The sequence below is a fragment of the Halomonas sp. A40-4 genome, assembly GCF_015767635.1.
Lineage (GTDB): Bacteria > Pseudomonadota > Gammaproteobacteria > Pseudomonadales > Halomonadaceae > Vreelandella > Vreelandella janggokensis.
On record NZ_CP065230.1, the window covers coordinates 1,061,069 to 1,086,483 of the forward strand.

At 55.5% G+C, this 25,415-nt stretch carries 22 protein-coding genes and 3 tRNA genes; 15 read left to right on the forward strand and 10 right to left on the reverse strand.

The genetic code is table 11. The features are described 5' to 3' along the window. The first annotated feature begins 235 nt into the window (after positions 1-235). The 3 genes from IT895_RS05045 to IT895_RS05055 are packed head-to-tail and all read left to right on the forward strand — an operon-like array spanning position 236 to position 5,060. On the forward strand, positions 236-2,158 hold the full coding sequence (locus IT895_RS05045) for a PrkA family serine protein kinase (protein ID WP_085919822.1): 1,923 nt from the start codon (positions 236-238) through the stop codon (positions 2,156-2,158). Between the two features lie 25 nt (positions 2,159-2,183). Further along, on the forward strand, positions 2,184-3,473 hold the full coding sequence (locus tag IT895_RS05050) for a YeaH/YhbH family protein (RefSeq protein ID WP_085919821.1): 1,290 nt from the start codon (positions 2,184-2,186) through the stop codon (positions 3,471-3,473). A gap of 21 nt (positions 3,474-3,494) precedes the next feature. Then, the gene (locus IT895_RS05055) at positions 3,495-5,060 is read left to right on the forward strand and encodes a SpoVR family protein (protein ID WP_085919820.1); all 1,566 of its coding nucleotides are present in this window, start codon (positions 3,495-3,497) and stop codon (positions 5,058-5,060) included. A 57-nt stretch (positions 5,061-5,117) separates the two neighbouring features. Here the strand turns inward: IT895_RS05055 and IT895_RS05060 are convergent, their stop codons facing one another. Further along, positions 5,118-5,432, reverse strand: a complete 315-nt coding sequence (locus tag IT895_RS05060) for a high-potential iron-sulfur protein (protein ID WP_085919819.1) — start codon at positions 5,430-5,432, stop codon at positions 5,118-5,120. 264 nt (positions 5,433-5,696) lie between these two features. On the opposite strand from IT895_RS05060, the gene IT895_RS05065 reads away from it, so the two are divergent. Both IT895_RS05065 and IT895_RS05070 read left to right on the forward strand, forming a co-directional pair. Continuing rightward, a complete protein-coding gene (locus tag IT895_RS05065; protein ID WP_027338179.1) occupies positions 5,697-5,972 on the forward strand; it encodes an Lrp/AsnC family transcriptional regulator in 276 nt (91 codons plus the stop codon). A 67-nt stretch (positions 5,973-6,039) separates the two neighbouring features. Continuing rightward, positions 6,040-6,885 (forward strand): DNA/RNA non-specific endonuclease, encoded by an 846-nt coding sequence (locus IT895_RS05070; protein WP_199285413.1) that lies wholly within the window; start codon positions 6,040-6,042, stop codon positions 6,883-6,885. Positions 6,886-6,928: 43 nt separating this feature from the next. Here the strand turns inward: IT895_RS05070 and IT895_RS05075 are convergent. The 3 genes from IT895_RS05075 to IT895_RS05085 all read right to left on the reverse strand — a co-directional run bounded on the left by IT895_RS05075 (position 6,929) and on the right by IT895_RS05085 (position 7,279). After that, positions 6,929-7,015, reverse strand: a tRNA-Leu gene (locus IT895_RS05075). Between the two features lie 33 nt (positions 7,016-7,048). Then, positions 7,049-7,135: transfer RNA gene (locus IT895_RS05080), tRNA-Leu, on the reverse strand. A 57-nt stretch (positions 7,136-7,192) separates the two neighbouring features. Continuing rightward, a tRNA-Leu gene (locus tag IT895_RS05085) sits at positions 7,193-7,279 on the reverse strand. A gap of 245 nt (positions 7,280-7,524) precedes the next feature. Between IT895_RS05085 and rnr the strand changes: the two genes are divergently transcribed. The 9 genes from rnr to IT895_RS05130 all read left to right on the forward strand — a co-directional run bounded on the left by rnr (position 7,525) and on the right by IT895_RS05130 (position 16,529). Beyond that, entirely contained in the window at positions 7,525-9,942 is a 2,418-nt protein-coding gene (rnr, locus tag IT895_RS05090) for a ribonuclease R (protein ID WP_199284896.1), read from the forward strand. A gap of 2 nt (positions 9,943-9,944) precedes the next feature. Beyond that, a complete protein-coding gene (gene rlmB / locus IT895_RS05095) occupies positions 9,945-10,730 on the forward strand; it encodes a 23S rRNA (guanosine(2251)-2'-O)-methyltransferase RlmB (protein ID WP_199284897.1) in 786 nt (261 codons plus the stop codon). A gap of 214 nt (positions 10,731-10,944) precedes the next feature. Next, positions 10,945-11,334 (forward strand): 30S ribosomal protein S6, encoded by a 390-nt coding sequence (gene rpsF / locus IT895_RS05100; protein ID WP_066321716.1) that lies wholly within the window; start codon positions 10,945-10,947, stop codon positions 11,332-11,334. A gap of 36 nt (positions 11,335-11,370) precedes the next feature. Beyond that, positions 11,371-11,598, forward strand: coding sequence for a 30S ribosomal protein S18 (gene rpsR, locus IT895_RS05105; RefSeq protein ID WP_085919816.1), 228 nt, complete (start codon positions 11,371-11,373; stop codon positions 11,596-11,598). Between the two features lie 12 nt (positions 11,599-11,610). Further along, positions 11,611-12,462, forward strand: a complete 852-nt coding sequence (locus IT895_RS05110) for a hypothetical protein (protein WP_085919815.1) — start codon at positions 11,611-11,613, stop codon at positions 12,460-12,462. A gap of 15 nt (positions 12,463-12,477) precedes the next feature. Then, positions 12,478-12,924 (forward strand): 50S ribosomal protein L9, encoded by a 447-nt coding sequence (gene rplI, locus IT895_RS05115; protein WP_085919814.1) that lies wholly within the window; start codon positions 12,478-12,480, stop codon positions 12,922-12,924. A gap of 177 nt (positions 12,925-13,101) precedes the next feature. Then, a complete protein-coding gene (locus IT895_RS05120; RefSeq protein WP_199284898.1) occupies positions 13,102-15,741 on the forward strand; it encodes a replicative DNA helicase in 2,640 nt (879 codons plus the stop codon). 64 nt (positions 15,742-15,805) lie between these two features. Further along, positions 15,806-16,099: a hypothetical protein gene (locus IT895_RS05125; protein ID WP_199284899.1), complete on the forward strand. Its 294-nt coding sequence runs from the start codon at positions 15,806-15,808 to the stop codon at positions 16,097-16,099. Between the two features lie 127 nt (positions 16,100-16,226). Continuing rightward, on the forward strand, positions 16,227-16,529 hold the full coding sequence (locus tag IT895_RS05130) for a DUF6482 family protein (RefSeq protein ID WP_085919812.1): 303 nt from the start codon (positions 16,227-16,229) through the stop codon (positions 16,527-16,529). Between the two features lie 16 nt (positions 16,530-16,545). Here the strand turns inward: IT895_RS05130 and IT895_RS05135 are convergent, their stop codons facing one another. Together IT895_RS05135 and IT895_RS05140 are read right to left on the reverse strand one after the other, a co-directional pair. Further along, positions 16,546-16,947: a thiol-disulfide oxidoreductase DCC family protein gene (locus IT895_RS05135; protein WP_199284900.1), complete on the reverse strand. Its 402-nt coding sequence runs from the start codon at positions 16,945-16,947 to the stop codon at positions 16,546-16,548. Next, entirely contained in the window at positions 16,944-18,446 is a 1,503-nt protein-coding gene (locus tag IT895_RS05140; RefSeq protein ID WP_199284901.1) for a cryptochrome/photolyase family protein, read from the reverse strand. Before IT895_RS05140 ends, IT895_RS05135 begins: the two co-directional genes overlap by 4 nt. A 111-nt stretch (positions 18,447-18,557) precedes the next feature. Here IT895_RS05140 and hemH point away from each other — a divergent pair, with 111 nt between their 5' ends. After that, positions 18,558-19,637: a ferrochelatase gene (gene hemH, locus IT895_RS05145; protein ID WP_085919809.1), complete on the forward strand. Its 1,080-nt coding sequence runs from the start codon at positions 18,558-18,560 to the stop codon at positions 19,635-19,637. Between the two features lie 135 nt (positions 19,638-19,772). On the opposite strand, the gene nhaC is transcribed toward hemH, so the two are convergent. The 4 genes from nhaC to IT895_RS05165 form a co-directional block, all read right to left on the reverse strand. After that, on the reverse strand, positions 19,773-21,215 hold the full coding sequence (nhaC, locus tag IT895_RS05150) for a Na+/H+ antiporter NhaC (protein WP_199284902.1): 1,443 nt from the start codon (positions 21,213-21,215) through the stop codon (positions 19,773-19,775). Between the two features lie 41 nt (positions 21,216-21,256). Further along, a complete protein-coding gene (locus tag IT895_RS05155; RefSeq protein ID WP_085919807.1) occupies positions 21,257-22,555 on the reverse strand; it encodes an NAD(P)/FAD-dependent oxidoreductase in 1,299 nt (432 codons plus the stop codon). A gap of 381 nt (positions 22,556-22,936) precedes the next feature. After that, positions 22,937-23,608, reverse strand: coding sequence for a GntR family transcriptional regulator (locus tag IT895_RS05160; RefSeq protein WP_085919806.1), 672 nt, complete (start codon positions 23,606-23,608; stop codon positions 22,937-22,939). A 205-nt stretch (positions 23,609-23,813) separates the two neighbouring features. Then, on the reverse strand, positions 23,814-25,391 hold the full coding sequence (locus tag IT895_RS05165) for an aldehyde dehydrogenase (NADP(+)) (protein ID WP_199284903.1): 1,578 nt from the start codon (positions 25,389-25,391) through the stop codon (positions 23,814-23,816). Positions 25,392-25,415: the final 24 nt, after the last annotated feature.

Below are 25,415 nucleotides of genomic sequence, written 5' to 3' on the forward strand. Positions count from 1 at the left end.
CCCATACCCGTTAACGGATTCCCTGGCGCCGCCGTTCTGGCGGCGCTGTGCGTTGGGCCTGTCAACGCAACTAATCTTCCCCTCTTATGCTCATAATATTAACGCCGCAGCGTTGAAGTTTGAGTCATCACATTTTGCTAATGCTGACTATGCTGATAAGCGACACCTCGTTCGGCATATCGCACCGATGTTGATTGGCTGGCGACTGCCTGGGGATGGGCTACAGGAGAGTTCCATGAGCATCTTTGATCACGTTCAAGACCGTTTTGCCCGCGTTCAGCAAGAAGACATGAGCCTTGAGGAGTACCTGGCGCTTTGTCGCCGCGACTCCAAGGCCTACGCCAGCGCGGCCGAGCGCCTGCTGGAAGCCATTGGTGAGCCTGAGGTCATCGACACCGCCAAGGACTCGCGTCTCTCGCGCATTTTTTCCAATAAAGTCATTCGGCGCTATCCCGCGTTCGCCGAGTTCCACGGTATGGAAGAAGCCATCGAACAGATCGTGGCTTACTTTCGACATGCGGCCCAGGGGCTTGAAGAGCGTAAACAGATTCTCTACCTGCTGGGGCCGGTGGGCGGGGGTAAATCGTCGCTGGCGGAGCGCCTCAAACTGTTGATGGAACGGATTCCTTTTTATGCCATTAAAGGCTCGCCGGTGTACGAATCACCGCTTGGCCTGTTTTCGCCGGAAGAAGACGGCGAGCTGCTCGAAAAAGAGTACGGCATTCCTCAACGCTACCTTAAAAGCGTGATGTCGCCCTGGGCGGCCAAGCGTTTGAAAGAATATGGTGGCGATATTTCCCAGTTCCGGGTCGTGCGATTATACCCGTCACGGCTTAACCAGATCGCCATCTCCAAAACCGAACCCGGTGATGAGAACAACCAGGATATTTCGTCCCTGGTCGGCAAGGTCGACATTCGCCAGCTGGAGCTTTATTCCCAGGATGATCCGGATGCCTACAGCTTTTCCGGTGGCCTGTGCCGTGCCAACCAGGGGTTGATGGAATTCGTCGAGATGTTCAAGGCACCCATCAAGGTGCTGCACCCGCTGCTGACCGCTACCCAGGAAGGCAACTACAACCCCACCGAGGGCATGGGCGCGATCCCCTTCGACGGTGTGATCCTGGCCCACTCCAACGAATCCGAGTGGCAGGCATTCCGCAATAACCGCAACAACGAGGCGTTTCTTGACCGGGTGTATATCGTCAAGGTGCCTTACTGCCTGCGGGTAACCGAAGAAATCAAGATTTACCAGAAACTGCTCGAAGACTCGTCGCTTAACGCCGCGCCCTGCGCGCCTGATACGCTACGCATGCTGGCGCAATTCTCGGTGCTTTCGCGGTTGAAAGTGCCCGAAAACTCAAGCATCTACTCGAAGATGCGCGTCTACGATGGCGAAAATCTCAAGGATACCGACCCGCGAGCCAAGTCGATTCAGGAATATCGCGACGCCGCCGGGGTGGATGAAGGTATGCAGGGGCTATCAACCCGCTTTGCCTTCAAGATTCTCTCCAAGGTGTTCAACTTTGATGGCACGGAAACGGCGGCCAACCCCGTGCATTTGCTTTACGTGCTGGAACAGGCACTCGAGCGCGAACAGCTGCCGTCGGAAGTATTCGAACGCTACATCGGCTTTATCAAGGAGTTTCTGGCCCCGCGCTACGTCGAGTTTATCGGCAAGGAAATCCAGACCGCTTACCTGGAGTCCTACAGCGAGTACGGGCAGAATATTTTTGACCGCTATGTCACCTATGCAGACTTCTGGATTCAGGATCAGGAATACCGCGACCCTGATACCGGTGAGCTGTTCGACCGTCAGGCGCTCAACGAAGACCTGGAAAAAATCGAGAAACCGGCGGGTATCTCCAATCCCAAGGACTTCCGCCATGAAGTGGTCAATTTCGTGCTGCGTGCCCGCGCGCAAAATAACGGCATGAACCCCAGCTGGCAGTCTTATGAAAAGCTCAAAGGCGTGATCGAACACAAGATGTTCGCCAACACCGAAGAACTGCTGCCGGTGATCTCCTTCAATGCCAAGGCGTCGAAGTCGGATCAGAAAAAGCACGAAGACTTTGTCGCGCGAATGGTGGATCGTGGCTACACCGAAAAACAGGTGCGGCTACTCTCCGAGTGGTACCTGCGCGTACGCAAGTCCCAGTAGCGGATGCGCTTAAAAAGGAGGTCATATGACCTACTTCATCGATCGCAGGCCCAATGCCAAGCACAAGAGTGCGGTCAATCGGCAACGCTTTCTGGAGCGCTATCGCAAGCATATCAAGCGTTCCGTGGAAGAAGCCGTCAACCGCCGCTCGATCACCGACATGGAGCGGGGCGAGAAGGTATCGATCCCCACCAAGGATATCTCCGAGCCGGTGTTTCAGCACGGACCGGGCGGGGCGCGTGAAATCGTCTCGCCTGGCAACAAGGAGTTTCTGGCGGGCGATAAAATCCATCGTCCGCCCGGACAGGGCGGCGGCAGCGGCTCCGGTGAAGGCAACGCTTCCAATCAGGGGGAAGGCACCGATGAATTTGCCTTCACCCTGAGTCGTGAAGAGTTTCTGGAATTTGTCTTTGATGGGCTGGAACTGCCTCACCTTCAACGAAAGCCGCTCAAGTCGCTGCAGGAAATCAAGATGGTGCGCGCAGGCCTGGCGAGGGACGGGGTGCCTTCGCGCATCAGTATTACCCGCTCGATGCGTGAAGCCTATGCCCGGCGTATCGCCATGCGCGCGCCTATCAAGCGCGCCCTGCGAGAAGCTCAGCAGGCACTCGAGGCCGAGGAGCGTAAAGACCCGGTGCTGCGTAACCCCGCTCGCATCACTGAACTGAAAGCCGAGATCGAGCGCCTGGAAAAACGCATCGAAGCGGTGCCGTTCATCGACACCTACGATCTGCGCTATCACCAGCTGGCCGCTCAGCCACAGCCCTCAAGCCAGGCGGTGATGTTCTGTGTCATGGATGTTTCGGGTTCGATGACCCAGAACCACAAGGACATCGCCAAGCGGTTTTTCCTGCTGCTGTATCTGTTTCTGGAAAAACACTATGAGAAAGTCGAGCTTGTGTTTGTCCGCCACCACACCGCCGCCCGGGAAGTCAGCGAAGAGGAGTTCTTCTACTCGAGGGAAACCGGCGGCACCATCGTGTCCAGTGCGCTTACTCTGGTCAAGAAGATCATCGACAAGCGGTACCCGGCAGAGCAGTGGAATCTGTATGTCGCACAGGCCTCCGACGGCGACAACTGGGATGATGATTCAAACGTGTGCCGCGACTTGCTGGTCAAGCAGCTGATGCCGCAGCTCCAGTACTATGCCTATGTGGAAATCACCCCCCACGACCATCAGTCGCTCTGGCAGGAATATGAGGCCGTAGCCGCTCGTTTTCCCGAACAATTTGCCATGCGCCAGATAGTCGAGGCTGGGGATATTTACCCCGTCTTCCGTGAACTGTTCAAGCGTCGCTTGAGTCAGCAGCACTGACTGACCGTTGAGGAGTGAGCCATGAATGCCACCCGCAAGCCGATTGCGACCGGTTCTGACTGGAACTTCAACGTGCTCGAGCGTTTTGACGCCGAGCTTGCCCGGCTCGCCGACGAATACCGGCTGGATACCTATCCCAACCAGATTGAAGTGATCACCACCGAGCAGATGATGGATGCCTATGCCAGCGTCGGCATGCCGGTAGGCTATCACCACTGGTCGTTCGGCAAGCAGTTTCTGGCCGTCGAACAGGCCTACAAGCGCGGCCAGATGGGGCTTGCCTATGAGCTGGTCATCAACTCCAACCCCTGCATCGCCTACCTGATGGAAGAAAATACCCTGATGATGCAGGTGCTGGTCATGGCGCATGCCTGCTACGGGCATAACTCCTTCTTCAAGGGCAACTACCTGTTTCGCACCTGGACCGATGCGGAGTCCATCGTCGATTATCTGGTGTTTGCCCGTCAGTACATCGCCCGGTGCGAGGAGCGCCATGGTGTTCAGGCGGTCGAGCAGTTGTTGGATGCCTGCCATGCGCTGCAAAACTATGGAGTGGACCGTTACAAGCGCCCGTCGCCGATTTCGGCGGAAGAAGAAGCCAAGCGTCAGGACGAACGCGAGGCCTACCTGCAAACCCAGGTGAACCTGCTGTGGCGCACGATCCCCGACAGTCCGGAAGGCGTCGAGCCGCTGCCCGGCAGTTTATCGCCTGAAGAAGACGACCCGCTTGGGCTGCATAGCGGCGGCCGTTATCCCTCCGAACCCCAGGAGAACCTGCTCTACTTTGTCGAGAAGAACGCGCCACTGCTGGCCCCATGGCAGCGCGAAATCGTGCGTATTGTGCGTAAACTGGCGCAGTATTTTTATCCCCAGCGGCAAACCCAGGTAATGAACGAAGGCTGGGCGTGCTTCTGGCACTATACCTTGATGAATCGCCTTTACGACGATGGCAATGTCGATGAAGGGGTGATGCTCGAGTTTTTACAGTCCCATGCGGCGGTGATCAACCAGCCCGGGTTTGATAGCCCTTACTACAGCGGCATCAACCCCTATGCCCTGGGCTTCGCCATTTTTATGGATATCAAGCGCATCTGCGAAGCGCCCACTGACGAGGATCGTCGGTGGTTTCCGGATATGGCGGGCTCGCCCTGGCGCGAAACGGTTGAATTTGCGATGCGTAACTTCAAGGATGAATCATTTATCCAGCAGTTTTTGTCGCCCAAGGTGATGCGCGATCACAAGCTGTTTCTGGTGGTCGACGATGATCAGGAGGAAATGCTGGAGGTGGCGGCCATTCACAACGAACAGGGCTACCGGCGAGTGCGTGATGCGCTGGCCACGCAATATGCACTATCGGTGCGCGAGCCCAATATTCAGGTCGTGGAAGCGGCCATTCGAGGTGACCGTTCACTCACACTGCACCATGTGCAAGACAGCCGTCGCCCGTTGGCACGCAGCGTATATCCGGTGATTCGGCATTTGCAGAAGCTATGGGGGTTCCCCGTCCACTTGATCTCCATGGAAGAGGGGCGCGTCACGCGTCGTTACCGCTGGCCGGTGGAAGAAAGCGCTCAAAGCGAAGAGTGACGTCAAGCCAACATGACTGGATGGCAGAGGCGCATGGCGTCTCTGCCATTTTGGTTGTTAGCCCTGTGCAACCCAGGACTGGCACCAGCCCCCTGGCTCAACGCTGTTTTCCGGGAAAAGTTGGCAGCCCTGATTATCGGCGGAGTAGAACATGCAGTTGTCGCACCGCTGGCCATCTTCGTAGGCCGGGTGATCGCTGGCATCCGCTGCATCCTCCACGTAGCTCAATGCCTGGGCATTGCTTGCCGAAGGGTCCAGGCGTGGCAATGTTTGTGCAAAGGCGGTTTTGGAAAGGATACCCGCGCCCAGCGGCAGGGCAGCAAGGCTGAGTATGCTGGATCGCATGAAGGCACGTCGGCTTTGGTTAGCCATGGTTGCTCCTAGTCGTCATTGACTGACGTATTGTCACGGTGTCTGTTATTGACAGTGCTTTTTTTATAAAGCGCTGAATATAATCAGCGCCTATCTGGATGCTAGCGGAACTCGTCGTGGAGTGCGAATCACCTGAACAAGGCAGCGACAATCGGTCACGCTGAGAGAACGACTATTTCTAGCACCACTACGCCCACTGCCAGGGCCCTGTTATACTCGTCCCCTATCAGACCATATCCAACACCCACAGTTCATGAGGGCGCGATGCAAAACGCAGTCATCCTAATCAATACCGAGAAAGGTCAGGTCAAGGCCGTCGCTGAGCGCCTGGCGGACGTCGACGGTATCAGCGAAGTGTATTCGACCTGCGGTCGCTACGATCTGGTGGCTATCGCACGGACTCGCGACTTCGAGAGCCTGGCTGACCTGGTCACCGAACGACTCAATGCCGTAGAAGGCATCAGCGACACGGAAACGCTCAACGCCATGCAGGTACACTCGCGTCACGATCTGGAAACCATGTTTTCACTGGGTTGGTAACGCGCCCTGTTTGATCAGGGGCTGAATCTAGCGGGTCAGGGGAGTTGTGGGATTGGGTAAGTTACGCTTGGGTTGGCGTCGGCAGGCCAGACGAATAGGGATTCTCGTGCTGTTTGTGGTGCTGGGCGGCGTGCTCTGGCAATACCAGGAGCGCCAGCATCAAGATATGTACACTTGGCAGGGCGTACCAACCTGGGAGGCGCTGAGTCTGACTTCATTCCACCGGGTGCTGCGCAACGACGGATACCTGGTCGGCTGGTCGGACGTTCGCGTCAACCCGCTCTGGGTCAGTTATCAGGTCGCCGCCGTGGACGATACGCGTATAGGATCGCGCCCGGACTTCCGTCCCGACTGGCGGACATTATGGCCGGTGGGTACTGACAGCTATTCCGGCAGCGGCTACGACCGCGGCCATCTGGCTCCCAACTATGCCATTGCCGCCGTTCACGGCCGTAGCGCACAGCTCGACACCTTCTACATGAGCAACATGACCCCCCAACGGCCCAATCTGAACCGCCGATTATGGCAGCGTTTGGAAGAAGCGGTCATGGATCATTTCGCGCCGCGTTTTGATCGCTTGCAAATCATTACCGGCCCCGTCTTTCCTGACAATTTAATGGATAATGTCTTCAATCGTGTGGGCCTGGTCGAAGTGCCCGAGGCGTTCTACAAGATCATTGTGGCGCCCCACGATGAAGCACCGCTGGCGCTTGCCTTCATCATGCCCCAGGACGTGCGCGGCAACGAGCCGTTGGACGACTACCTGGTCAGCATCGATGACATCGAAGCGCGTACCGGCCTGGATTTTTTCCATGAGCTGAATGATAACGTCGAGAGTGTTCTGGAAAGCGAAATCCGTACCGACGGCTGGGCACTGGAAGAAGTGGCGAAAAAGCCGGGGCGTTATCAATAATAAGGGGTAATTTCGGCGTTCAAATGATGCGAGGGCTATTAAATGGTGCCCAGGAGAGGACTTGAACCTCCACGACCATACGGTCACTAGCACCTGAAGCTAGCGCGTCTACCAATTCCGCCACCTGGGCGCATCATATTGTCACTTGCGGGCTGTGTTCGATTGGTGCCCAGGAGAGGACTTGAACCTCCACGACCATACGGTCACTAGCACCTGAAGCTAGCGCGTCTACCAATTCCGCCACCTGGGCGAACACAACGTTTCAACACCAATCAGCCTTGTGGAAAGGGGATAACACAAGTTTGATTGGTGCCCAGAAGAGGACTTGAACCTCCACGACCATACGGTCACTAGCACCTGAAGCTAGCGCGTCTACCAATTCCGCCATCTGGGCAAGTGGCGCGTATGATACCCGTGTATTGGCTAAATGCAAGCATTAGACAGGGGTTTTTGACGTCTAAATACGAGAATCGTTGCCAAGGTGGTTGGGTGATGGGCGTCACAGCGCTATAATGCGCCTATGACCAAACAAAATATGAAATTTTTCAGCCGAGTGAACGCTGAAAGCCCTCATCCGCGGCATGCAATGCACGCGCTTTTTTTACGCCTCCCGCCAACGCAAGCAAGGATGTTGATCGCATGAAGTACTGGACATTGAATGATGATCCGCACGCCGAGCGCGAGGCGCATAAGTACGATAATCCCGCGCCGAGCCGTGAGTATCTACTGGCGGCGCTGGAACAGCACGGTAAACCGGTTACCCACGAAGACATGAGCCAACTGCTGGGGCTGGAAGACGAAGACCACCATGAGGCAGTGCGCCGTCGGCTGGCTGCCATGGAACGCGACGGCCAGGTGCTGCGTGACCGTCGAGGGGCCTATGCGCTGATCAACAAGCTCGACCTTATCAAGGGTAAGGTGCTTGGCCATCGTGACGGCTTCGGTTTTCTATTGCGCGACGACGGCAAGAAGCCGGACCTGGTATTGCCGCCGCGCCAGATGCGTCGTGTGTTCCACGGTGACCATGTACTGGTGAGAATCAGTGGCCGTGACCGCCGTGGTCGCGACGAAGCCACCATTGCCGATGTCATCTCCCGTAATACGCAGACCATTGTGGGTGTTTACCGCAGCAATACCCCGGAATTCGGCATATTGATTCCCGAAAATCCGCGCATTACCCAGGAAGTGATTATCCCCCACAGCGCCTGCAGCGGTGCTAAAGACGGACAGGTCATTTCAGCCAAGATCGTCAAGCAGCCTGAAACCCGGGTACAGCCAGTGGGCGAGGTGATTGAAGTACTCGGCGAGCGCATGGACCCGGGGATGGAAATCGATATCGCCATTCGCAGCTATGAGATTCCTGCCGAATTTCCGCCGGAAGTGCTGGATCAGACAAGTGGGATATCGGCAGAGGTGCTTGAAGACGATAAGCAGAACCGGGTCGACCTGCGTGACACGCCACTGGTCACCATCGATGATGAATCTGCCAAGGATTTCGACGATGCGGTCTGCGCCTGGAAGACCAAGTCGGGCAGTTGGAAGCTGCTGGTGGCTATCGCAGACGTTTCGCACTATGTTCGCCCCGGCGCGCCGCTTGACGACGAAGCTCGCAAACGGGGCAACTCGGTTTACTTCCCGGGTCAGGTGGTTCCCATGCTGCCTGAGCTGCTTTCCAATGGTCTGTGCTCGCTAAATCCGCACGTTGATCGTCTGGTGATGGTTTGCGAGATGAATATCTCGAAAACCGGCGCCATCAGCCGCTACCGTTTTTACGAAGCGGTGATGAACTCGCATGCACGCCTTACCTATAACAAGGTGGCCGCGATACTGGACAAGGAAAGCGAAGAAGGCAAGGCGCTACGCGATGAGTACTCGAAACTCGTCAAACCGCTGGAAAACCTACATGAGCTCTACCAGCTGCTGCGCGAAGCCCGTGAAGAACGCGGCGCGATTGACTTTGATACCACTGAAACGGCGATCATCTTCAACGACGAGCGCAAGATCGAGAAAATCGTCCCGCGCAGCCGTAACGATGCGCACAAGATGATCGAAGAGTGCATGCTGGCGGCCAACGTCGCCACGGCACGCTTCCTGGATAAGCACGACCTGCCCGCGCTGTACCGTATTCACGAACGGCCGACGCCGGAAAGGCTCGATAAACTACGCCTCTTCTTGAACGAGCTGGGGCTCTCCCTGGGCGGTGGCGATACGCCAACGCCACAGGACTACCAGGCGTTGCGTGAGACGATTACCGGCCGTTCCGACTTCGATATCATCCAGACGGTCATGCTGCGCTCGATGAATCAGGCGGTGTATTCACCGCAGAACGAAGGGCACTTCGGCTTGGCCTATCAGGCCTATGCGCACTTTACTTCGCCGATTCGCCGCTATCCCGACCTGCTGGTCCATCGGGCGATTCGGTCGGTGATTCGCGGGCCGCGCCAGACCAATACCGTGCTGCGGGTCGAAGGCGCCCCGGTCGAGCCGCCGAGCAAGTGGTGCCCATACACCTTCGAGCAGATGCTCGAGCTGGGTGAACACTGCTCCATGACCGAGCGCCGCGCCGACGACGCCACCCGCGACGTGGAAAGCTGGCTCAAGTGCGAGTTCATGTCCGACAAGCTGGGCGAAACTTTCGACGGCACCATTGCCTCGGTCACCCAGTTCGGCCTGTTCGTCCGCCTCGACGCGTTCTATGTGGAAGGCCTGGTGCACGTCACCTCGCTGCCATCGGACTACTATCACTACGAAGCGGAAAAACACCGTCTGAAAGGCGAGCGCACCGGCACGACCTATCGCCTGGGCGATGGTTTGAGCGTTCAGGTGGCCCGCGTGGACATGGATGACCGTAAAATCGATTTTGCTCTGGCCGACGAGAAGCCGCGCCCGCGCCGCCAGCCGCGTAAAAAGCCGTCCACCGAAGGGGGCAAAGCGACTGGCAAGGGCGACAATGAAAAGTCGGGCAAGGATAAGCCTGGCAAGGATAAACCCGATACGCGTCGTGGACCTCGACGCACGCGCAAAGGCCCGCGCAAGCCATCACCGAACAAGGGTTGAGCATGAAATCGCCAGCCTCACAGAAGCGCCCGAACACGCCGAATGGCCTCGACCAGGTGTACGGCGTTCACGCCTTGCAGAGCCTGCTCGAGCGCGGTGAAGCGCCGAGGGAAATCTGGGTACAGCAAGGCGCTGGCAACCGGCTAAGTGAACTGCTGAGTCAGGCGGGCGGCCAGGGGGCTCGTATTATCGAGCACCCTCGAACGGTGCTGGACCAGCTGACCCAGGGGGCTTCGCATCAAGGCGTGGTGGCCTTTTGTCCGCCGCTGACACCCGAAAGTGAAGAATCACTGTGGCTCAAGCTGCACGCATGGCCGTCGAGCGCGCCGCCTTTGCTACTGGTGCTGGATGGTGTGACCGATGTTCACAACTTCGGTGCTTGTCTGCGCAGTGCTGATGCTGCCGGGGCGCACGGCGTGATCGTTGCGAAAGACAAGGCTGCACCCTTGAACGCGACCGTGCGTAAAGTGGCCTGCGGCGCCGCCGAGGTCGTGCCGGTTTATCAGGTCACCAACCTGGCCCGGACGATGGCGAAGCTCAAGGATTCAGGTGTGTGGATTACCGGCACCGCCGGTGAAGCCGACGCCAGCGTTTACGACATCGACATGTCGGGCCCGACTGCACTGGTCATGGGGGCAGAAGGCAAGGGCATGCGCCGTTTGACCCGTGAGGCGTGCGATAACCTTGCCAAGCTGCCCATGGCCGGCCAGGTGTCGAGTCTGAATGTGTCCGTTGCCGCCGGTATCTGTTTATTTGAAGCGGTACGCCAGCGTCAGCTTGCAAGTTAACCCGCTCACCACTAAAATGCATGCGCCCGTTTGTCTGGCAAACGGGCGCTCGTTCTTATGAACGTTTGCTACGTACGGTTATTAAATCGTTGTTCTGCTTGATGCCAATGCCATTGATTCATCAATGGACGTGGCACTTCAGTTAACTCCTTGCTTCTATGTCGCGTTGCCTAGTGCTTGCGCATAAGAAGCTGCCAAACCGCAAGGAGATCCCATGCGTCATTACGAAATCGTGTTTATGGTCCACCCGGATCAAAGCGAGCAGGTCCCCGCCATGGTCGAGCGCTACACCAGCCTCGTTACCGAAAGCGGCGGCACTGTGCATCGCCTTGAAGATTGGGGCCGTCGTCACCTGGCTTACCCGATCAACAAGATCCACAAAGCCCATTACGTGCTGATGAACGTTGAATGCACCGGTGAGACGCTCGACGAAATCGAGAATATCTTCCGCTTCAACGATGCCATCATTCGCAGCCTGGTTGTGCGCTGTAAAGAAGCCGTGACCGAAGCATCGCCGATGATGAAGCCGGCAGAAGAGAAGCGTCCGCGTCGCGAAGAAAAACCGCGCGCTGAAGCTGAAGAATCTGAATCCGAATCTGCCTGATAGCATTCACTCCACGTAACCTAAGGAGCTTATTCCATGGCACGTTTTTTCCGTCGCCGTAAGTTTTGCCGCTTCACTGCCGAAGGCGTCAAGCAGATCGACTATAAAGATCTCGACACGCTGAAGGCTTACGTCACCGAAACCGGTAAAATTGTTCCAAGCCGCATTACCGGCACCAAGGCCCGCTACCAGCGTCAGCTGGCAACGGCTATCAAGCGTTCGCGCTACCTGGCGCTGCTGCCCTATTCCGACAGCCACCAGTAAGCGCTTAACGTGATGCTAGCACTGGCGCGATGGCTAATGCGTGGTACGCCCTACGCCGCAGGCGGGGCAGCGTTGGCCACCTTCGTGCCCTGGCTGTTTTGGCTGGGTGCTGCTATCAGCGCACTGGTAACGCTTCGCCGCGGTTTCGCGCAAGCCTTGCCTGTCACCATCGCGGCGGCACTGCCAGCCGGGATGTGGTGGGTGCAGGGCGATGTGATACCGCTGGCCAGTATCTTGCTGGTGACGTTGATGGCCGTTGTTCTGCGCGAGCGGATGCGCTGGAGTGAAGCCCTTATTCTCGGCGCGATTGCCGCCGCCGTGATGGTTCAATTGGGGATCTTCAGCCCGCCGGCGGGTACCGAGCAAATGCTCGAGCAGTTACGCCAAAGCTCGCAGGAAGTTGATCGGATGCTCAACGAGTTTGCCGATCAGGGCTATGATACCCAGCAGCTAGCCGGGCTCGTCGTCGGTGGTGTCACCGGGTTTGTGGTGTTGCTTGCCGCGATTGCCTGTCTGGCACTGGCGCGTAGCTGGCAAGCAGGGCTTTATAACCCGGGTGGTTTCCGTGAAGAGTTTCATGGGCTGCGTTTAGCACCCAAGGAACTGATCGTGCTGATTGCCTTGAGCGTTATCAGCATGGTGCTGGGCATCTCCGCGTTGGCGATGCTGGCCTGGATACCGCTGCTAGTGGCTGGCATTGCATTAGTGCATGGTATTGTTGGATTAAAGGGGATGAACGGGCTGTGGCTGGTAGCGTTCTATGTGCTGCTGATCACGACCTGGCCCACGATTCTCATTGTGCTGCTGTTGGGGCTGATAGATACATTCGCGAACATTCGCGCACGCCTTGCCCGCAGCAATTGACTAGAGGTTTACGAGATGGAAGTCATTCTGCTCGACAAAATTGGTAAGCTGGGCGGCCTAGGTGACAAAGTCACCGTAAAGCCTGGTTATGGTCGTAACTACCTGGTGCCTTACGGCCTGGCAGTACCGGCAACAAAAGATAACGTTGAGGCGTTCGAAGCCCAGCGTGCTGAGCTCGAAGCCCAAGCGGCCGAGCGCAAGGCAGAAGCTGAAGCACGCGCTGAACAGCTCAACGACATTGAACTGTCGTTGGTCTCTAAAGCGGGTGAAGAAGGCAAGCTGTTCGGCTCAATTGGTCCTCGTGACCTGGCAGACGCCATTTCGTCTGCAGGCATCGAAGTTTCCAAAAGCGAAGTACGTATGCCGCTGGGTCCGATTCGCCAGACCGGCGAATACGACATCGCGCTTCACTTGCACGCTGAAGTGGATGCCGCAGTACGCGTCGTCGTCGTCGCAGAGTAAGTACTGCAAGACGGGCAACGTCTTAAAGGGCGCGGGGATTTCCCCGCGCCCTTTATTATTGGTAGACAGTCAGTATTTGTAGACAGTCGAGCGTGACGCTAACGGTAGTGATTGCGATCATCGGCGGCTAAGATATAGCGTTTATTGACGACGCCGTCGTGTTTAAAGGAGCTCGTTATGCAGGACCAGCCACCCGCTGACAAGGAAACGGCAGCCCTCAAGCTACCACCCCACTCGCTAGAGGCAGAGCAGTCAGTACTGGGCGGGCTGATGCTGGATAATCAGGCCTGGGATGGTATTTCCGACCGCCTGGTGGCCGACGATTTCTATCGCTACGAGCATCGCCTGGTGTTCAACGTGATGATCCATCTGGCTGAGTCCGGTCAGCCGATGGACGTCGTGACGCTCTCCGAAGCACTTGAAGACCGCGATCAACTGGATACCGTGGGCGGGCTGGCCTTTCTGGCGGAGCTGGCCAGAAACACCCCCTCGGCAAGCAACATCCGCGCCTATTCAGATATCGTCCGCGAGCGGGCCACGCTGCGCAAGCTGATCCGAGCGGCCAACCAGATCGCTGAAGGTGCCTTTGCCCCCCAGGGGCGTCCGGCCGATGAGTTGCTTAACGAAGCCGAGCGGCTGGTCTTCCAGATTGCCGAAGAGCGCCCCAAAACCGGCGGCCCGATTGGCATGAGCGACCTGTTGACCAAAGCGGTTGACCGCATCGACGAGCTGTTCAATCTCAAAGGCCAGATGACCGGCTTATCGTCCGGCTTTCGCGATCTCGATGACATGACATCCGGGCTCCAGCCGTCCGACCTGGTGATCATCGCCGGAAGGCCCTCGATGGGCAAAACGACCTTCGCTATGAATTTGGTCGAGCACGCCGTCATTTCCAGCGATAAACCGGTGATGGTGTTTTCCATGGAGATGCCAGCGGAATCGCTGATGCTGCGGATGTTGTCTTCACTGGGGCGCATCGATCAGACCCGCGTGCGTACCGGGCAACTGGAAGACGAAGATTGGCCGCGACTGACCTCAGCGGTAAACCTGCTGAAGGACAAGCAGCTGTTTATCGATGATACGGCGGCGCTATCGCCCAATGAAATGCGTTCGCGAATTCGCCGTGTCGTGCGCGAGCACGGCAACATGGCGATGATCATGATCGACTATCTGCAGTTGATGCAGATCAGTGGTTTCTCCGAAAACCGCACCGGCGAGATTTCGGAAATTTCGCGTTCACTGAAGGGGTTGGCAAAAGAGTTCAACTGTCCAGTCGTTGCCCTTTCGCAGTTGAACCGTTCCCTCGAGCAGCGCCCCAACAAGCGTCCGGTCATGTCGGATCTGAGGGAATGTGTGACAGGTGACACCTTAGTGACCCTGGAGACGGGTGAACGGGCACCCATTCGCGAGCTTGTAGGCCAAACGCCAAACGTTATCTCGATGGCGGAAAGTGGAAAACTCCAGCCAGCGAAAACGGACTTGATATGGTCAGTTGGTGTCAAGCCTGTCTTTGAAGTAACGCTTGCGAGCGGTCGGAGAGTCCGTTGCACCGGCGAGCATCGCCTTAAGGCGCTGTGGGGCTGGAAAACGGTTGCCAGCCTGGAAACCGGGGATCGGCTTGCTATTTCACGTCAACTAGCTGAACCAGATAGTCCCAGTGTCTGGGATGAGCATGCCATCATCTTAATGGCACACCTGCTCGGTGATGGTAGTTATGTGAAAGGCCAGCCACTGCGTTATACAACGGCCAGTGAAGCGAACAGCGAAGCAGTAACCCAGGCCGCAACACAATTTGGCTCAACGGTAACGCGCCACACTGGCAGGGGGAATTGGCATCAATTAGTGATCGCCGGCAATGGAAACCGCTGGCATGCGAGTGGCGTTGGGGGGTGGTTGAAGTCACTGGGGGTATTTGGTCAGCGCTCTGCTGATAAACATATTCCCCGGGAGCTTTTTAAGCTTTCCAACGACCAGATTGCCCTTTTTCTGCGGCACCTTTGGGCAACAGACGGCAGTATTACGACCGATGCCAATCAGCGAACACGCATATACTTTTCCACTGTTAGCCGCCGACTGATTGACGATGTTGCCGCCTTGCTGCTGCGTTTTGGCATTGTGGCCCGCATTAGGCGCGTCGTGTCTGGTGAAGGCGGTGGATGGTACACCGCCGACATCTCAAGCGTTGAGCAGCAACGTCGCTATGCTGAATATATCGGGGCGTTTGGCCATCAGAAAGACGCCATGGACAATTGGCTTGCCTCTGCCGTGGCTAATAGCAATACCAACATCGATACACTTCCTCAGGAAGTATTTGAGTACGTTAAAAAAGCAATGGGCGCTAAAGGTATCAGTCAGCGCAAAATGGCATCGATGCGAAATACCGCACATGGAGGAAGCGCTCACTTCAGCTATTCTCCCTCTCGTAAGACGCTTAGTCACTATGCTGACCTTTTAGAGAACCAGGCGCTGAAACAAATCGCGACCAGTGATTTATTTTGGGACAAGGTCGTCGAGGTTCGTGCTTGTGGAGAAGAAGAGGTCTTTGATCTGACGGTACCGGGTAATGCTTGTTGGTTAGCCAATGATATTGTTAGCCATAACTCGGGCGCTATCGAACAGGATGCCGACGTTATCGCCTTTGTTTACCGCGATGAGGTCTATAATCCAGACAATCCGGATAATCAGGGTATCGCCGAGCTGATTATCGGTAAGCAGCGTAACGGTCCCATCGGCACCGTGCACATGGCCTTTATCGGCCGCTATACACGCTTTGAAGATTTGGCGCCGGATAGCTACGGGGAAGCTTTCGGTGATTAACTTGAGACCGGGAGTCAGGTTCGTATAATGCCCGGCCAATCAGCAAACAGAACGGGAGCACAGCATGGCAGGTGGTTTTCGGCGCGGTAATCGTCAGCGTCTACCCAAGTTAGAAGCGCGCGGGGAGTTGCAGTCGCTTGAACGCGAAGGGCCGTTCAAGGAGTGGCTGGGCATGCCTGACCTTTACCGCTACTACATCGAGGTCGACGGCGAAAAATACAGCTACCAGACGGAAGACTCGGAGTTGCCGGTAACAGTGGGCGATAAAGTGGTGTTTCGTTACAAGCAGACCAAGGCGGGCAACTGGATCGATCGCAATTCGCTGGGCAAGGCCATCGACCCTTCCGAATACCAATAGCAAAGGCGGATGGTCAGGAACTCTCCTGGGGCTTCATCGTCTTAGCTAGAACGTGACACTGCAACAAAAATGCCATTATGTTTCGGCATGCTGTGCCACTGAAACGCTAATAACCCAGGAGGGAACCATGGAAATGACGTCACTCAAGGCGTTCGTTGCCCAACATGACAATTTTGAAATACGCGTCATCAGCCACGCGGGCAGCCGCTTTTATCAAGTGGAGCTGGAAGACGTTGAAGGTGAGCGCCACATGCTGACCCAACGGGGCAAGCCGATGATGTTTCGGGCGCTGGATGATATCTACCTGGAGCTGAAACGCGCCGATATTCACCGCGCCTATCTGGTTCAGCACGTCGCCCACGACGAAATGATTGGCCGTGATGCCCACTATAGCGCCCCGTTAAGTTCGCGTGTGCCGCTGGTTTTTTAAACCTTGTGCATGAGCATTATGAGGATCCGTTAGACCGTTTTTCCCACCATTGGCCCAGTCGCACCCGGCGGCGGGCAAACCACCGATAGCCCCAGTTGAGGGCGCCTTTCAATCCCGGCATGCACGATAGCCAAACCAGCCGCCGGTATCCCAGAACGGCATACAGGGCGCGGCTTGCTTCCATGCCGATGTACCAGTTGCCCTGGCTGTCTTTTACGTGAAGCAACCCCATCATGGCGTCGAACTCACCCCGATCGTGGGTGGCGTTGAATGCATCGCTCTGAATGTCCACCAGCCGAATGCGGTCCTGGTGTTGGTGACGGGAAAGCCAGTTGACCTCCACGCGGCAAAAAGGGCAGTGACCATCGTGGTAAAGCGTCGCAGGCGCACTGGCGTCAAGCGGGCTGAATCGACTCATGAGGTGGTCTCCTTTGTATAGCCAGCGGTATGGTGGGGCTGCCCGTAACCCGTCGAGGTTTCAAGCTGATCGAGAAATTGCTGTGCCTGTTGATGAATGGCTGATCGCTTGTCAGGTGCCATGCGATCAAGCGAGCCATAAATCAATTTCATGCGCGGATTCTGCTGTAACGAGCCGCGGTGTTGCTCGAGGAAATGCCAGTACAGACTATTGAAGGGGCAGGCCTTCTCACCCGTGACCTGGTTGGGTGAGTAACGGCAGTGTTGGCAATGGTCTGACATCTTGTTGATGTATTTGCCTGACGCGCAGTAGGGCTTCGACCCCATCTGGCCGCCGTCGGCGTGCAGCACCATGCCCAGCGTATTGGGCAGCTCCACCCATTCGCAGGCATCGATGTATACCGCCAGATACCAGTCGCACAATGCCTCCGGCTTGACCCCGCATAGCAGAGCGAAATTGCCGGTCACCATCAGACGCTGGATATGGTGCGCATAGCCGTTATCCATGGTCATTTCCACTGCTCGCTTCAAGCAGTGCATATCGGTCTTGGCGTCCCAATAGAAGGCAGGCAGATCACGCTCGAAACCTAACGAATTGCGGCGCTTGTAGTCGGGCATCTGCGTCCAGTAAAGCCCCCGTACATACTCGCGCCAGCCAAGTATCTGGCGAATAAAGCCCTCAACGGCGTTGATAGGTGCTTGCTCATCGAGATAACGCTGCTCAGCCGCCTGGCAGACCTCCTGGGGGGAGAGCAGGCCGATATTGAGCGCGGCCGACAGGCGCGAGTGAAACAGGAAGTTGGAGCTTTCACTGATCGCATCCTGATAGCGGCCAAAATCACTCAGGCAGTGGTCAAGGAAATGGCGCTTGACCGCATCGAAGGCGGCCTGGGTCATCTTTTCGTAGTGATGCCTGGGTGGCGTCGGAAACGCCAAGTCGCCCTTGATTGGCTCGCGGTTATCATGATCAAAATTCCACTGACCGCCCATCGGCTCATTGTCTTCCATCAACAGCCCCGTGCGTTTGCGCTGCTCACGATAGAAGTACTCCAGACGAAGCAGCTTGCGCCCCTCAGCCCACTGGCTGAAGTCATCGGGTGTCGTGAAAAAACGATCATCCTCGTGAAGCCGCCAAGGCAATTCGGCGGTTTGACGGTTCAGCATGGCTTCATAAAGCCGCCATTCGCCGGGGCGCGTCACGCGTATCTCATCGCAGCCGTAAAGCTGGGCCAGGCGCTCCGCTTCCCTGATCAACGAGTGGCAGTTGTCAGCATCATCCAGATTGCTGTAGTGGACCTCGAAGCCCTGTTGGCGCAGCTGGTAGGCAAAGTGGCGCATGGCGGCGAAGAACAGACCAAGCTTATGGCTGTGATGGGGAACGTAGCTCGCTTCGTCGGCCACTTCGCAAAGGACGACGACGGCATTGTCAGGTGCCTGACGCAGCGTCACCAGAGAAGACGACAGCTGGTCGCCAAGCACGAGGAGTAAAGGCTTAGACATAAATTGACCCAACTATGTACAAATAATGTTAATAGTATAACTTTATGCCGCCGGTTTGCAGAAAAGTGGTAGGATTTATTTTTCAAGGTGCTGTCAGCAGGAGTGAATATCATGACCGAGCAAGTCGCAAAGGATCAGCCGGGCGAAGGTCGCCTAATGCATGCCCCCAGCGACCATCCCCCTGTGCCCCGCGCGAAGGTGGGCGTGGTATTGGCAAACCTGGGTACGCCGGATGCCACCGACTACTGGTCGATGCGTCGTTACCTGAGCGAGTTCCTGTCTGATAAGCGGGTGGTCGATTACGCCAACTGGAAGTGGCAGCCGTTGCTACAGCTGATCATCCTGACCAAGCGGCCGTTTTCATCCGGCAACGCCTATAAAAGCATCTGGAACAACGAGCTGAACGAAAGCCCGCTATTGACCACCACCCGGGCGCAAACGCAGAAAATGACCGAACGTTTGAAGGCGCTCTACGGCGACGATGTGGAAGTCGATTTCTGCATGCGCTACGGCAACCCTTCGACCGAAAGCGTGCTGAATCGACTGAAGGAAAAAGGCTGCGAAAAAATCGTCTTCTTCCCGCTTTACCCCCAGTACGGCTCGCCCACCACGGCGACGGCCAACGATCAGGCGTTTCGCACCCTGATGAAAATGAAATGGCAGCCGTCCATCCGCACCGTACCCGCTTATTTCGATCATCCGGCCTATACGGATGCGCTGGCTAACTCGGTGCGGGAAGCCTACGAAGGGTTGACGTCCCGGCCGACCAAGCTGGTCGCCAGTTATCATGGTGTGCCCGAGCGTTATCTACTCGAAGGCGATCCCTACCATTGCCAATGCCAGAAAACCACGCGCCTGCTGCGAGAAAAGCTGGGGTTCAGCAAGGAAGAAGTCGACACCGCCTTCCAGTCGCAGTTCGGCCCCGAAAAGTGGGTGGGCCCCCAGACCGTTGATCACGTAGCAGAACTGGCCAAACAGGGACACAAGCACATCGCCATCCTGTCGCCTGCGTTTTCGTCGGACTGCGTCGAGACCCTGGAGGAAATCAAGGAAGAGATTCACGACAGCTTCATGGAAGCGGGGGGAGAGACCTTCAGTTATATTCCCTGCCTGAACGACCGGGATGACCACATCGATGCGCTAGTGGCAGTGGTCAACAATGAATTGTCGGGGTGGTTGCCGCGTACTTAATTGACTATAACCATTTAGCTATGTGGTTATCTTAAACATAGGTAAATGAAATTCTAGAATGTCGTCATAAAAAGGCCTGCGTTATCGATTGGATAACGCAGGCCTTGTTTTGGGAGGAGCGAATTTATCGATCGCCTATGAGGTTTGCATTGAAGGTGTTGTGCCTGCCGATGGCGCGTCGTCGGTTATAGGTTGGGTTCGCCAAATGGCGATATTAGCGAAACCATAGAAAATGGCGATGGCAATTACCAGCATGTGGAACCACAGAAATGGCAGGTAAGTTAGCGTCGAAACACCCAGCGTTGCGGCCATGAAAACCCCGCCGTCTGTCCAAGGGACCATGGGGGTGGTGATAGTGCCACCGGCTTCGGTATTACGTGAAAGAACGCGCCGATCAATTCCCTGCTTATCGTAGTTCTTTTCGGTGATCGTGCTCGCGGTGATTAATGAAACGTAAGCTGCGCCCCCGAAGAAGTTCCCAAAGAAGCCGCCGAGCATTGTCGAGATAGTGAGTCGGCCGGGGTTGTTGGCCCAACGCAGGAATCCGTTGCTGATTGACTGAAGAATACCAACTCGCTCCATTAGGCCACCAAGCCCAAGCGCAAACAAGATGAGGGCAATAACGCCGAGCATCGACTCAATGCCGCCTCGATTCAGCAGTGTGTTCAGAAATTCCACGTCGGATTCAATGGCGTTACCCACATAAGCAATTCTAATTGCATCAATGGGCGCGACTCCCTGAGCCCACCAAGCGCAAATGCTTCCTAAAACCGCACCGAAGGTGATGACAGGAATGGAGGGGAAACGACGCGTCAGCAACAAAATGACAATGGCAGCGGGCAATAGAAGCCAGGGGCTGATGGTAAAGTGGGATTCAAGTGCCTGCATGGCCATCGTGGCCCGAGATGTGTCGGCACTATCGTCTACGTAGAAAAAGCCGACCACTAAGAATAACACGGAAGCAATTAGAATGGCGGGGACGCTTACCCACATCATGGACCGGATATGGTCGATCAGACCCACCTTGCATAATGAGGCCGTCATGACGGTTGTATCGGAAAGCGGTGACATCTTGTCACCCACATAGGCACCAGAAATAACCGCACCGGCCACAAGGGGAAGCGGGATGCCAAAGCTATGACCTATGCCCATCATCGCGACACCTGCTGTTCCCACGGTCCCGAATGACGTACCAGTGGCAAGTGAAGTTAAAGCACAAATAATAAAGGCGGCAAACAGGAAAATCTGCGGATTCATGACTGATAAGCCATAGTAGATAATGCTAGGGACGATCCCCCCGGCAATCCAGGTGCCAATCAGTGCCCCAACCGTGGTCAGAACCAAAACAGCTTCCATACCGTTATGTATGCCATCAATTAGCCCCTTCTGCATGTTCTCGTAAGAAAGCTTGAGTTTTAAACCCAGAGCCATAACTAAAAACCAAGAGGCAAAAAGAGCCAACTGAATGGGTAATTGCAACACGTTGATACTGACAAACATGATGGCAATAAAGCCGACCATGACGGCCAGCACTTCCACCATGCTAGGGAGCCTTGTTTGCGTTACAGATGAAGACATAGTGTTTCCTCTACGATTGTTTTGGGCTTGTGTATCGAGGGTTAAGAAGTGAACCGACTCAGTCGGTAAGGGAATACATCAGGCAATGGGTTGGGTGTGTTGGCTGTTGTTTCTCCTTGTCTTGCTAGGTTGGCAATAATTTCCGCGGTCACAGCGGCTTGCGTGAGGCCAAGATGGTGATGCCCGAAGGCCAGCATTACTTTGCCGTCGTTCACGCAGTCTATGATGGGTAAAGAGTCAGGCAGGGAAGGTCGAAACCCCATCCAGGGGCTCGCCTCGGAGATATCAAGGTCCGAGCAGAAGAGTCCTCGGCTCAACTGATGGAGTTTCCATGCGCGTTCCATGTTGGGAGGTCGCTCTAGCCCGGCAAACTCGACGGTGCCTGCTAAACGCAATCCTTCCTCCATCGGTGTCATGATAAAACGGCGTTCCAGAGAGGTAATGGCGACGGGGAGGCGTGCTTTTTCATTGGGAAGCATCAGGTGGTAGCCCCTTTCTGTATCGAGCGGCACCTTGCTACCGGTTAGCGAAGCCGTGAGTTTGCGCGAATGGGCACCACAAGCGATCAGTACTTTGTCGGCATGTATTGCCTCGGTTTGGGCCGTTCGTAACGTTACACCTTGGCTATTTGTTGATCCTGAAAGGACTTCTTCTTGTATGAACCGCACGCCATTCCGCTGAGCATTCATTACTAGCGCATTGGACACTTGCCACGGGTCTACTACATGGGCGGTGTCGGGGAAGAAGAGCCCACCTTGTATTGAGGTGGAAAGTTGCGGGGCGAACTTCCTAATAGCGTCACCCTGCCAGTGATCCGCCGCAACGTTTTGGGCGTTCATTCGTGACTGCAGCGCTTTTATCTCCGGAACGGATGCTTCGTTCTCGTAGATCAGAAAAGAGCCGTCCTCTTTCAATAATGCCCTACCATCGATCGAATCGAGTAGTCGGTGCCATGCGGATAAGCTGGATTGATTGAGCGCCCGAATCCCAGCAGTACTGGCTTGGTAAGGAGTTTGGCGAAGGTTTAAAAGTAGCTTGGTAAACCACGGAAGGGCTTTGGGTAGATATTGCCAGTCAAGACGTAGCGGCCCCATTGGGTCTAGCAGCATGGAGGGAATTCGCCTCAAAATTGATGTGTCGGCAATAGGGAATACCTGTTCGGTTGCCATGTGTCCTGCATTACCGAAAGAGGTTCCCAGACCTGGAAGCTGTTTATCGATAACAAGCACCTGCCAGCCTTGCTGACTGAGTGCCAAGGCGCAGGCTATCCCGATAATGCCAGCGCCGACCACAACGATCTCGGCGTCAACATTGTGCGGAGGCGAAGAGGTATGTGCCATAAAGCTGCGTCCCTTTTTAATTTTGTCGATTGTATAAAATATAATGTATGTATTTTTTGAGTGCAATATGTATAGGGCGAAAAGTAGGTGAGGGGATAGATATCAGGGGGGGGCTTCGGAAGGCTTCAAGGCGGTCGGCTAAGGTAATACGGAACAATGAATTCCGGAGTCCTCTGTCACCAGGCTTGCTAACGCTTGTCGGGTACGATGGCTAGCTGAGGATGGAAAGGTATCATCCTGCCAGTGGGGGAAACGCTGTTAGGGCAAATTAACGAAGCTGATAACGCCACCCGCATGGCTCAGAGGTAAGCAGCAAGCGGCGATTTCTATGAGGTGAGTTGCAGTGATTTCGTGGTAGGAGCGAAATGCATGAGGCTTTAGCTAGGTACCTTCTGTATTGAGCGTGCGTTCTTTTAGCAGGCTGACAATCGCCTCGCAGGCTTCCCGAATATGATTCTTTAATAGTTCGCAGGCTTCATCGATACTGCCCTTGCGTGCCAACGCTAATAAGGCATGGTGCTCCTCTTCAGCTTTCTCTATTTCTTGGGTATAGAGGAGTTGCATACGGATATAGCGATCAGATTTGGTGTTTAGTTGGTTAATTAACGCCAGTGTTTCGGGAAGCTCGGATGGCGCATATAAGGTGAGGTGAAAAGCGTAGTTGTACTCGCTCCAATTATTGATTTCCCCGCCTGTATTTAATGCTTCATCGTATTTGCGCAGTATATTGTCGGCTTTTTGGAGGTCGTCTTCTGTCAGCTTGGGTATAGAATGCCTAAAAACATAGGTCTCAAGCAGGATACGAAGCTCAAACAGCTCTTGTATTTTGGCAACGGAGAGCTCAGTAGTGAAGGCCCCACGATGGGCATAAAATTCGACCAAACCTTCCGATTCAAGGGTTAACAAGGCTTCGCGCACGGGGATACGACTAACGTCGTAGTCTCTGGCCAGTGCGTCCTGACGTAACTGCGTGCCGCCCTTGAATTCGCCGCCCAAAATGCGACTGCGCAAATCGTCGGCGACAAATTGTGCGCGTGTTTTATACGTAGCCATAGCCCCAACATTTACCAAAACAATGTTTGCACATTTTATACAAAATGCGCCGAGTGTCTATGTTTGCAGAGTGGCTTGCTTGAAATATCACTAATTAGATATGACGTACTTAAGGCATAGCTGGATATGGTGAGTCGCTAGTGGTGGAAGCGACGTCGATAGCAGCCGCTCTCCGGGTAGCTGAGAAGAGCGGCTTAATCATTGTTTATTTTATGGGGCGCTGCCCATCGACCAGACGGTCGAGCGCAAGGGGATTATCGTCGGCGAGCTCCTCGGGCAACAATTCGGCAGGTAAGTCTTGATAACAGATGGGGCGAAGGAATCTGAAAATGGCTGCGGTACCCACTGAGGTGGTACGTGCATCTGATGTGGCTGGGAAGGGGCCCCCATGAACCATTGCATCACATACCTCTACGCCGGTCGGCCATCCGTTGACCAGTATTCGTCCGGCTTTTCGTTCGAGTACCGGTAACAGGGCACGCGCGGCTTCAGTATCATCGTCTTCCATGTGCAGAGTTGCTGTTAATTGGCCCTCGAGGTGTTCGGCCACATGGCGACGTTCGGTTTCGTTTTGGCAGACCACAATAAGTGATGTTGCGCCAAACACTTCGGCTTGTAGTGTTTCATCGGCTAAAAAGTCAGTTGCGGAGGTCATAAACAGGCCTGGCCGACACTGGTTGGGGCCTTGCTCGTTCTGCCCACGCGCCACTTCCTTGGCTTTACTAGTGGAAAGCGATTTTAAGCTAGCATCATAGGCTTCATGAATACCTGGCGTGAGCATTGTCTGTGCTTCGCTGCCTTCCAGCGCGCGCTTCGCGGCGCTGATGAACGTATCTAGTTCTGGACCCTGGACCGTGATCACTAATCCTGGGTTGGTGCAAAATTGACCCGCACCCATGTTCATGGAGCCGATAAATGCTTCACCTAGTGTAGCTCCCCTCGATTTAAGTGCCTCCGGCAGTAGAAAAACCGGGTTGATTGAGCTCATTTCTGCATAGAACGGAATGGGTTCGGCGCGCGACTTGGCCGCTCGCCATAACGCTAGTCCTCCGCTCTGCGATCCTGTGAAACCAGCGGCTTTAATATTCGGATGGGTGACCAGGGCATGGCCAACTTCGCGACCGGAGCCAAAGATAAGTGAAAAGACCCCCTCAGGTAGGCCGTTTTGAGCAATGGCTGATTGTATCGCCCGCCCAACCAGTTCACTGGTGCCAGGGTGAGCAGAATGGGCTTTCACAATCACTGGGCACCCGGCCGCAAGCGCCGAGGCGGTGTCTCCCCCCGCTACAGAGAAAGCCAGTGGAAAGTTGCTAGCTCCAAAAACGACCACGGGGCCAAGGGCAATATGGTGTTGACGAAGGTCGGCGCGAGGTAAAGGGCGTCGTTCGGGAATCGCGTTATCAATACGTACATCAAGCCACTCACCGGCGCGGACGGTTTTGGCAAACAGACGCAGTTGCTGGCAGGTGCGCCCGCGCTCGCCTTGAATTCGGGCGTGGGGTAACCCTGTTTCTTCTACGGCACGATCAATCAGCTCTTCGCCAAGTGATTCGATATTATCGGCGATGGTTTCAAGAAAATTGGCCCGATCGGTCAAGCGAGTTTTACGGTAGATATCGAAGGCATCCCAGGCGAGTTGGCACGCGCTATCAACGTCTTCTTGCGTCCCGCCGGGGTAGCCCGGTTCAAGACGGTGGTTCGTGGCTGGGTTGGTGGCGAAAATTGCATCACGCTGGCCACGAATGGCTTGTTGGCCGATTAACATCTTGCCTTCAAGGGTCATGGTCGTCTCCTTAGTGGGTGTCGA

What these genes read in the sequence shown, in the direction of transcription:
- IT895_RS05045 (WP_085919822.1), top strand. Translation starts at nt 236, where the DNA reads ATGAGCATCTTTGATCACGTTCAAGACCGTTTTGCCCGCGTTCAGCAA.
- IT895_RS05050 (WP_085919821.1), top strand. Translation starts at nt 2,184, where the DNA reads ATGACCTACTTCATCGATCGCAGGCCCAATGCCAAGCACAAGAGTGCG.
- IT895_RS05055 (WP_085919820.1), top strand. Translation starts at nt 3,495, where the DNA reads ATGAATGCCACCCGCAAGCCGATTGCGACCGGTTCTGACTGGAACTTC.
- IT895_RS05060 (WP_085919819.1), bottom strand. Translation starts at nt 5,432, where the DNA reads ATGGCTAACCAAAGCCGACGTGCCTTCATGCGATCCAGCATACTCAGC.
- IT895_RS05065 (WP_027338179.1), top strand. Translation starts at nt 5,697, where the DNA reads ATGCAAAACGCAGTCATCCTAATCAATACCGAGAAAGGTCAGGTCAAG.
- rnr (WP_199284896.1), top strand. Translation starts at nt 7,525, where the DNA reads ATGAAGTACTGGACATTGAATGATGATCCGCACGCCGAGCGCGAGGCG.
- rlmB (WP_199284897.1), top strand. Translation starts at nt 9,945, where the DNA reads ATGAAATCGCCAGCCTCACAGAAGCGCCCGAACACGCCGAATGGCCTC.
- rpsF (WP_066321716.1), top strand. Translation starts at nt 10,945, where the DNA reads ATGCGTCATTACGAAATCGTGTTTATGGTCCACCCGGATCAAAGCGAG.
- rpsR (WP_085919816.1), top strand. Translation starts at nt 11,371, where the DNA reads ATGGCACGTTTTTTCCGTCGCCGTAAGTTTTGCCGCTTCACTGCCGAA.
- IT895_RS05110 (WP_085919815.1), top strand. Translation starts at nt 11,611, where the DNA reads ATGCTAGCACTGGCGCGATGGCTAATGCGTGGTACGCCCTACGCCGCA.
- rplI (WP_085919814.1), top strand. Translation starts at nt 12,478, where the DNA reads ATGGAAGTCATTCTGCTCGACAAAATTGGTAAGCTGGGCGGCCTAGGT.
- IT895_RS05120 (WP_199284898.1), top strand. Translation starts at nt 13,102, where the DNA reads ATGCAGGACCAGCCACCCGCTGACAAGGAAACGGCAGCCCTCAAGCTA.
- IT895_RS05125 (WP_199284899.1), top strand. Translation starts at nt 15,806, where the DNA reads ATGGCAGGTGGTTTTCGGCGCGGTAATCGTCAGCGTCTACCCAAGTTA.
- IT895_RS05130 (WP_085919812.1), top strand. Translation starts at nt 16,227, where the DNA reads ATGGAAATGACGTCACTCAAGGCGTTCGTTGCCCAACATGACAATTTT.
- IT895_RS05135 (WP_199284900.1), bottom strand. Translation starts at nt 16,947, where the DNA reads ATGAGTCGATTCAGCCCGCTTGACGCCAGTGCGCCTGCGACGCTTTAC.
- IT895_RS05140 (WP_199284901.1), bottom strand. Translation starts at nt 18,446, where the DNA reads ATGTCTAAGCCTTTACTCCTCGTGCTTGGCGACCAGCTGTCGTCTTCT.
- hemH (WP_085919809.1), top strand. Translation starts at nt 18,558, where the DNA reads ATGACCGAGCAAGTCGCAAAGGATCAGCCGGGCGAAGGTCGCCTAATG.
- nhaC (WP_199284902.1), bottom strand. Translation starts at nt 21,215, where the DNA reads ATGTCTTCATCTGTAACGCAAACAAGGCTCCCTAGCATGGTGGAAGTG.
- IT895_RS05155 (WP_085919807.1), bottom strand. Translation starts at nt 22,555, where the DNA reads ATGGCACATACCTCTTCGCCTCCGCACAATGTTGACGCCGAGATCGTT.
- IT895_RS05160 (WP_085919806.1), bottom strand. Translation starts at nt 23,608, where the DNA reads ATGGCTACGTATAAAACACGCGCACAATTTGTCGCCGACGATTTGCGC.
- IT895_RS05165 (WP_199284903.1), bottom strand. Translation starts at nt 25,391, where the DNA reads ATGACCCTTGAAGGCAAGATGTTAATCGGCCAACAAGCCATTCGTGGC.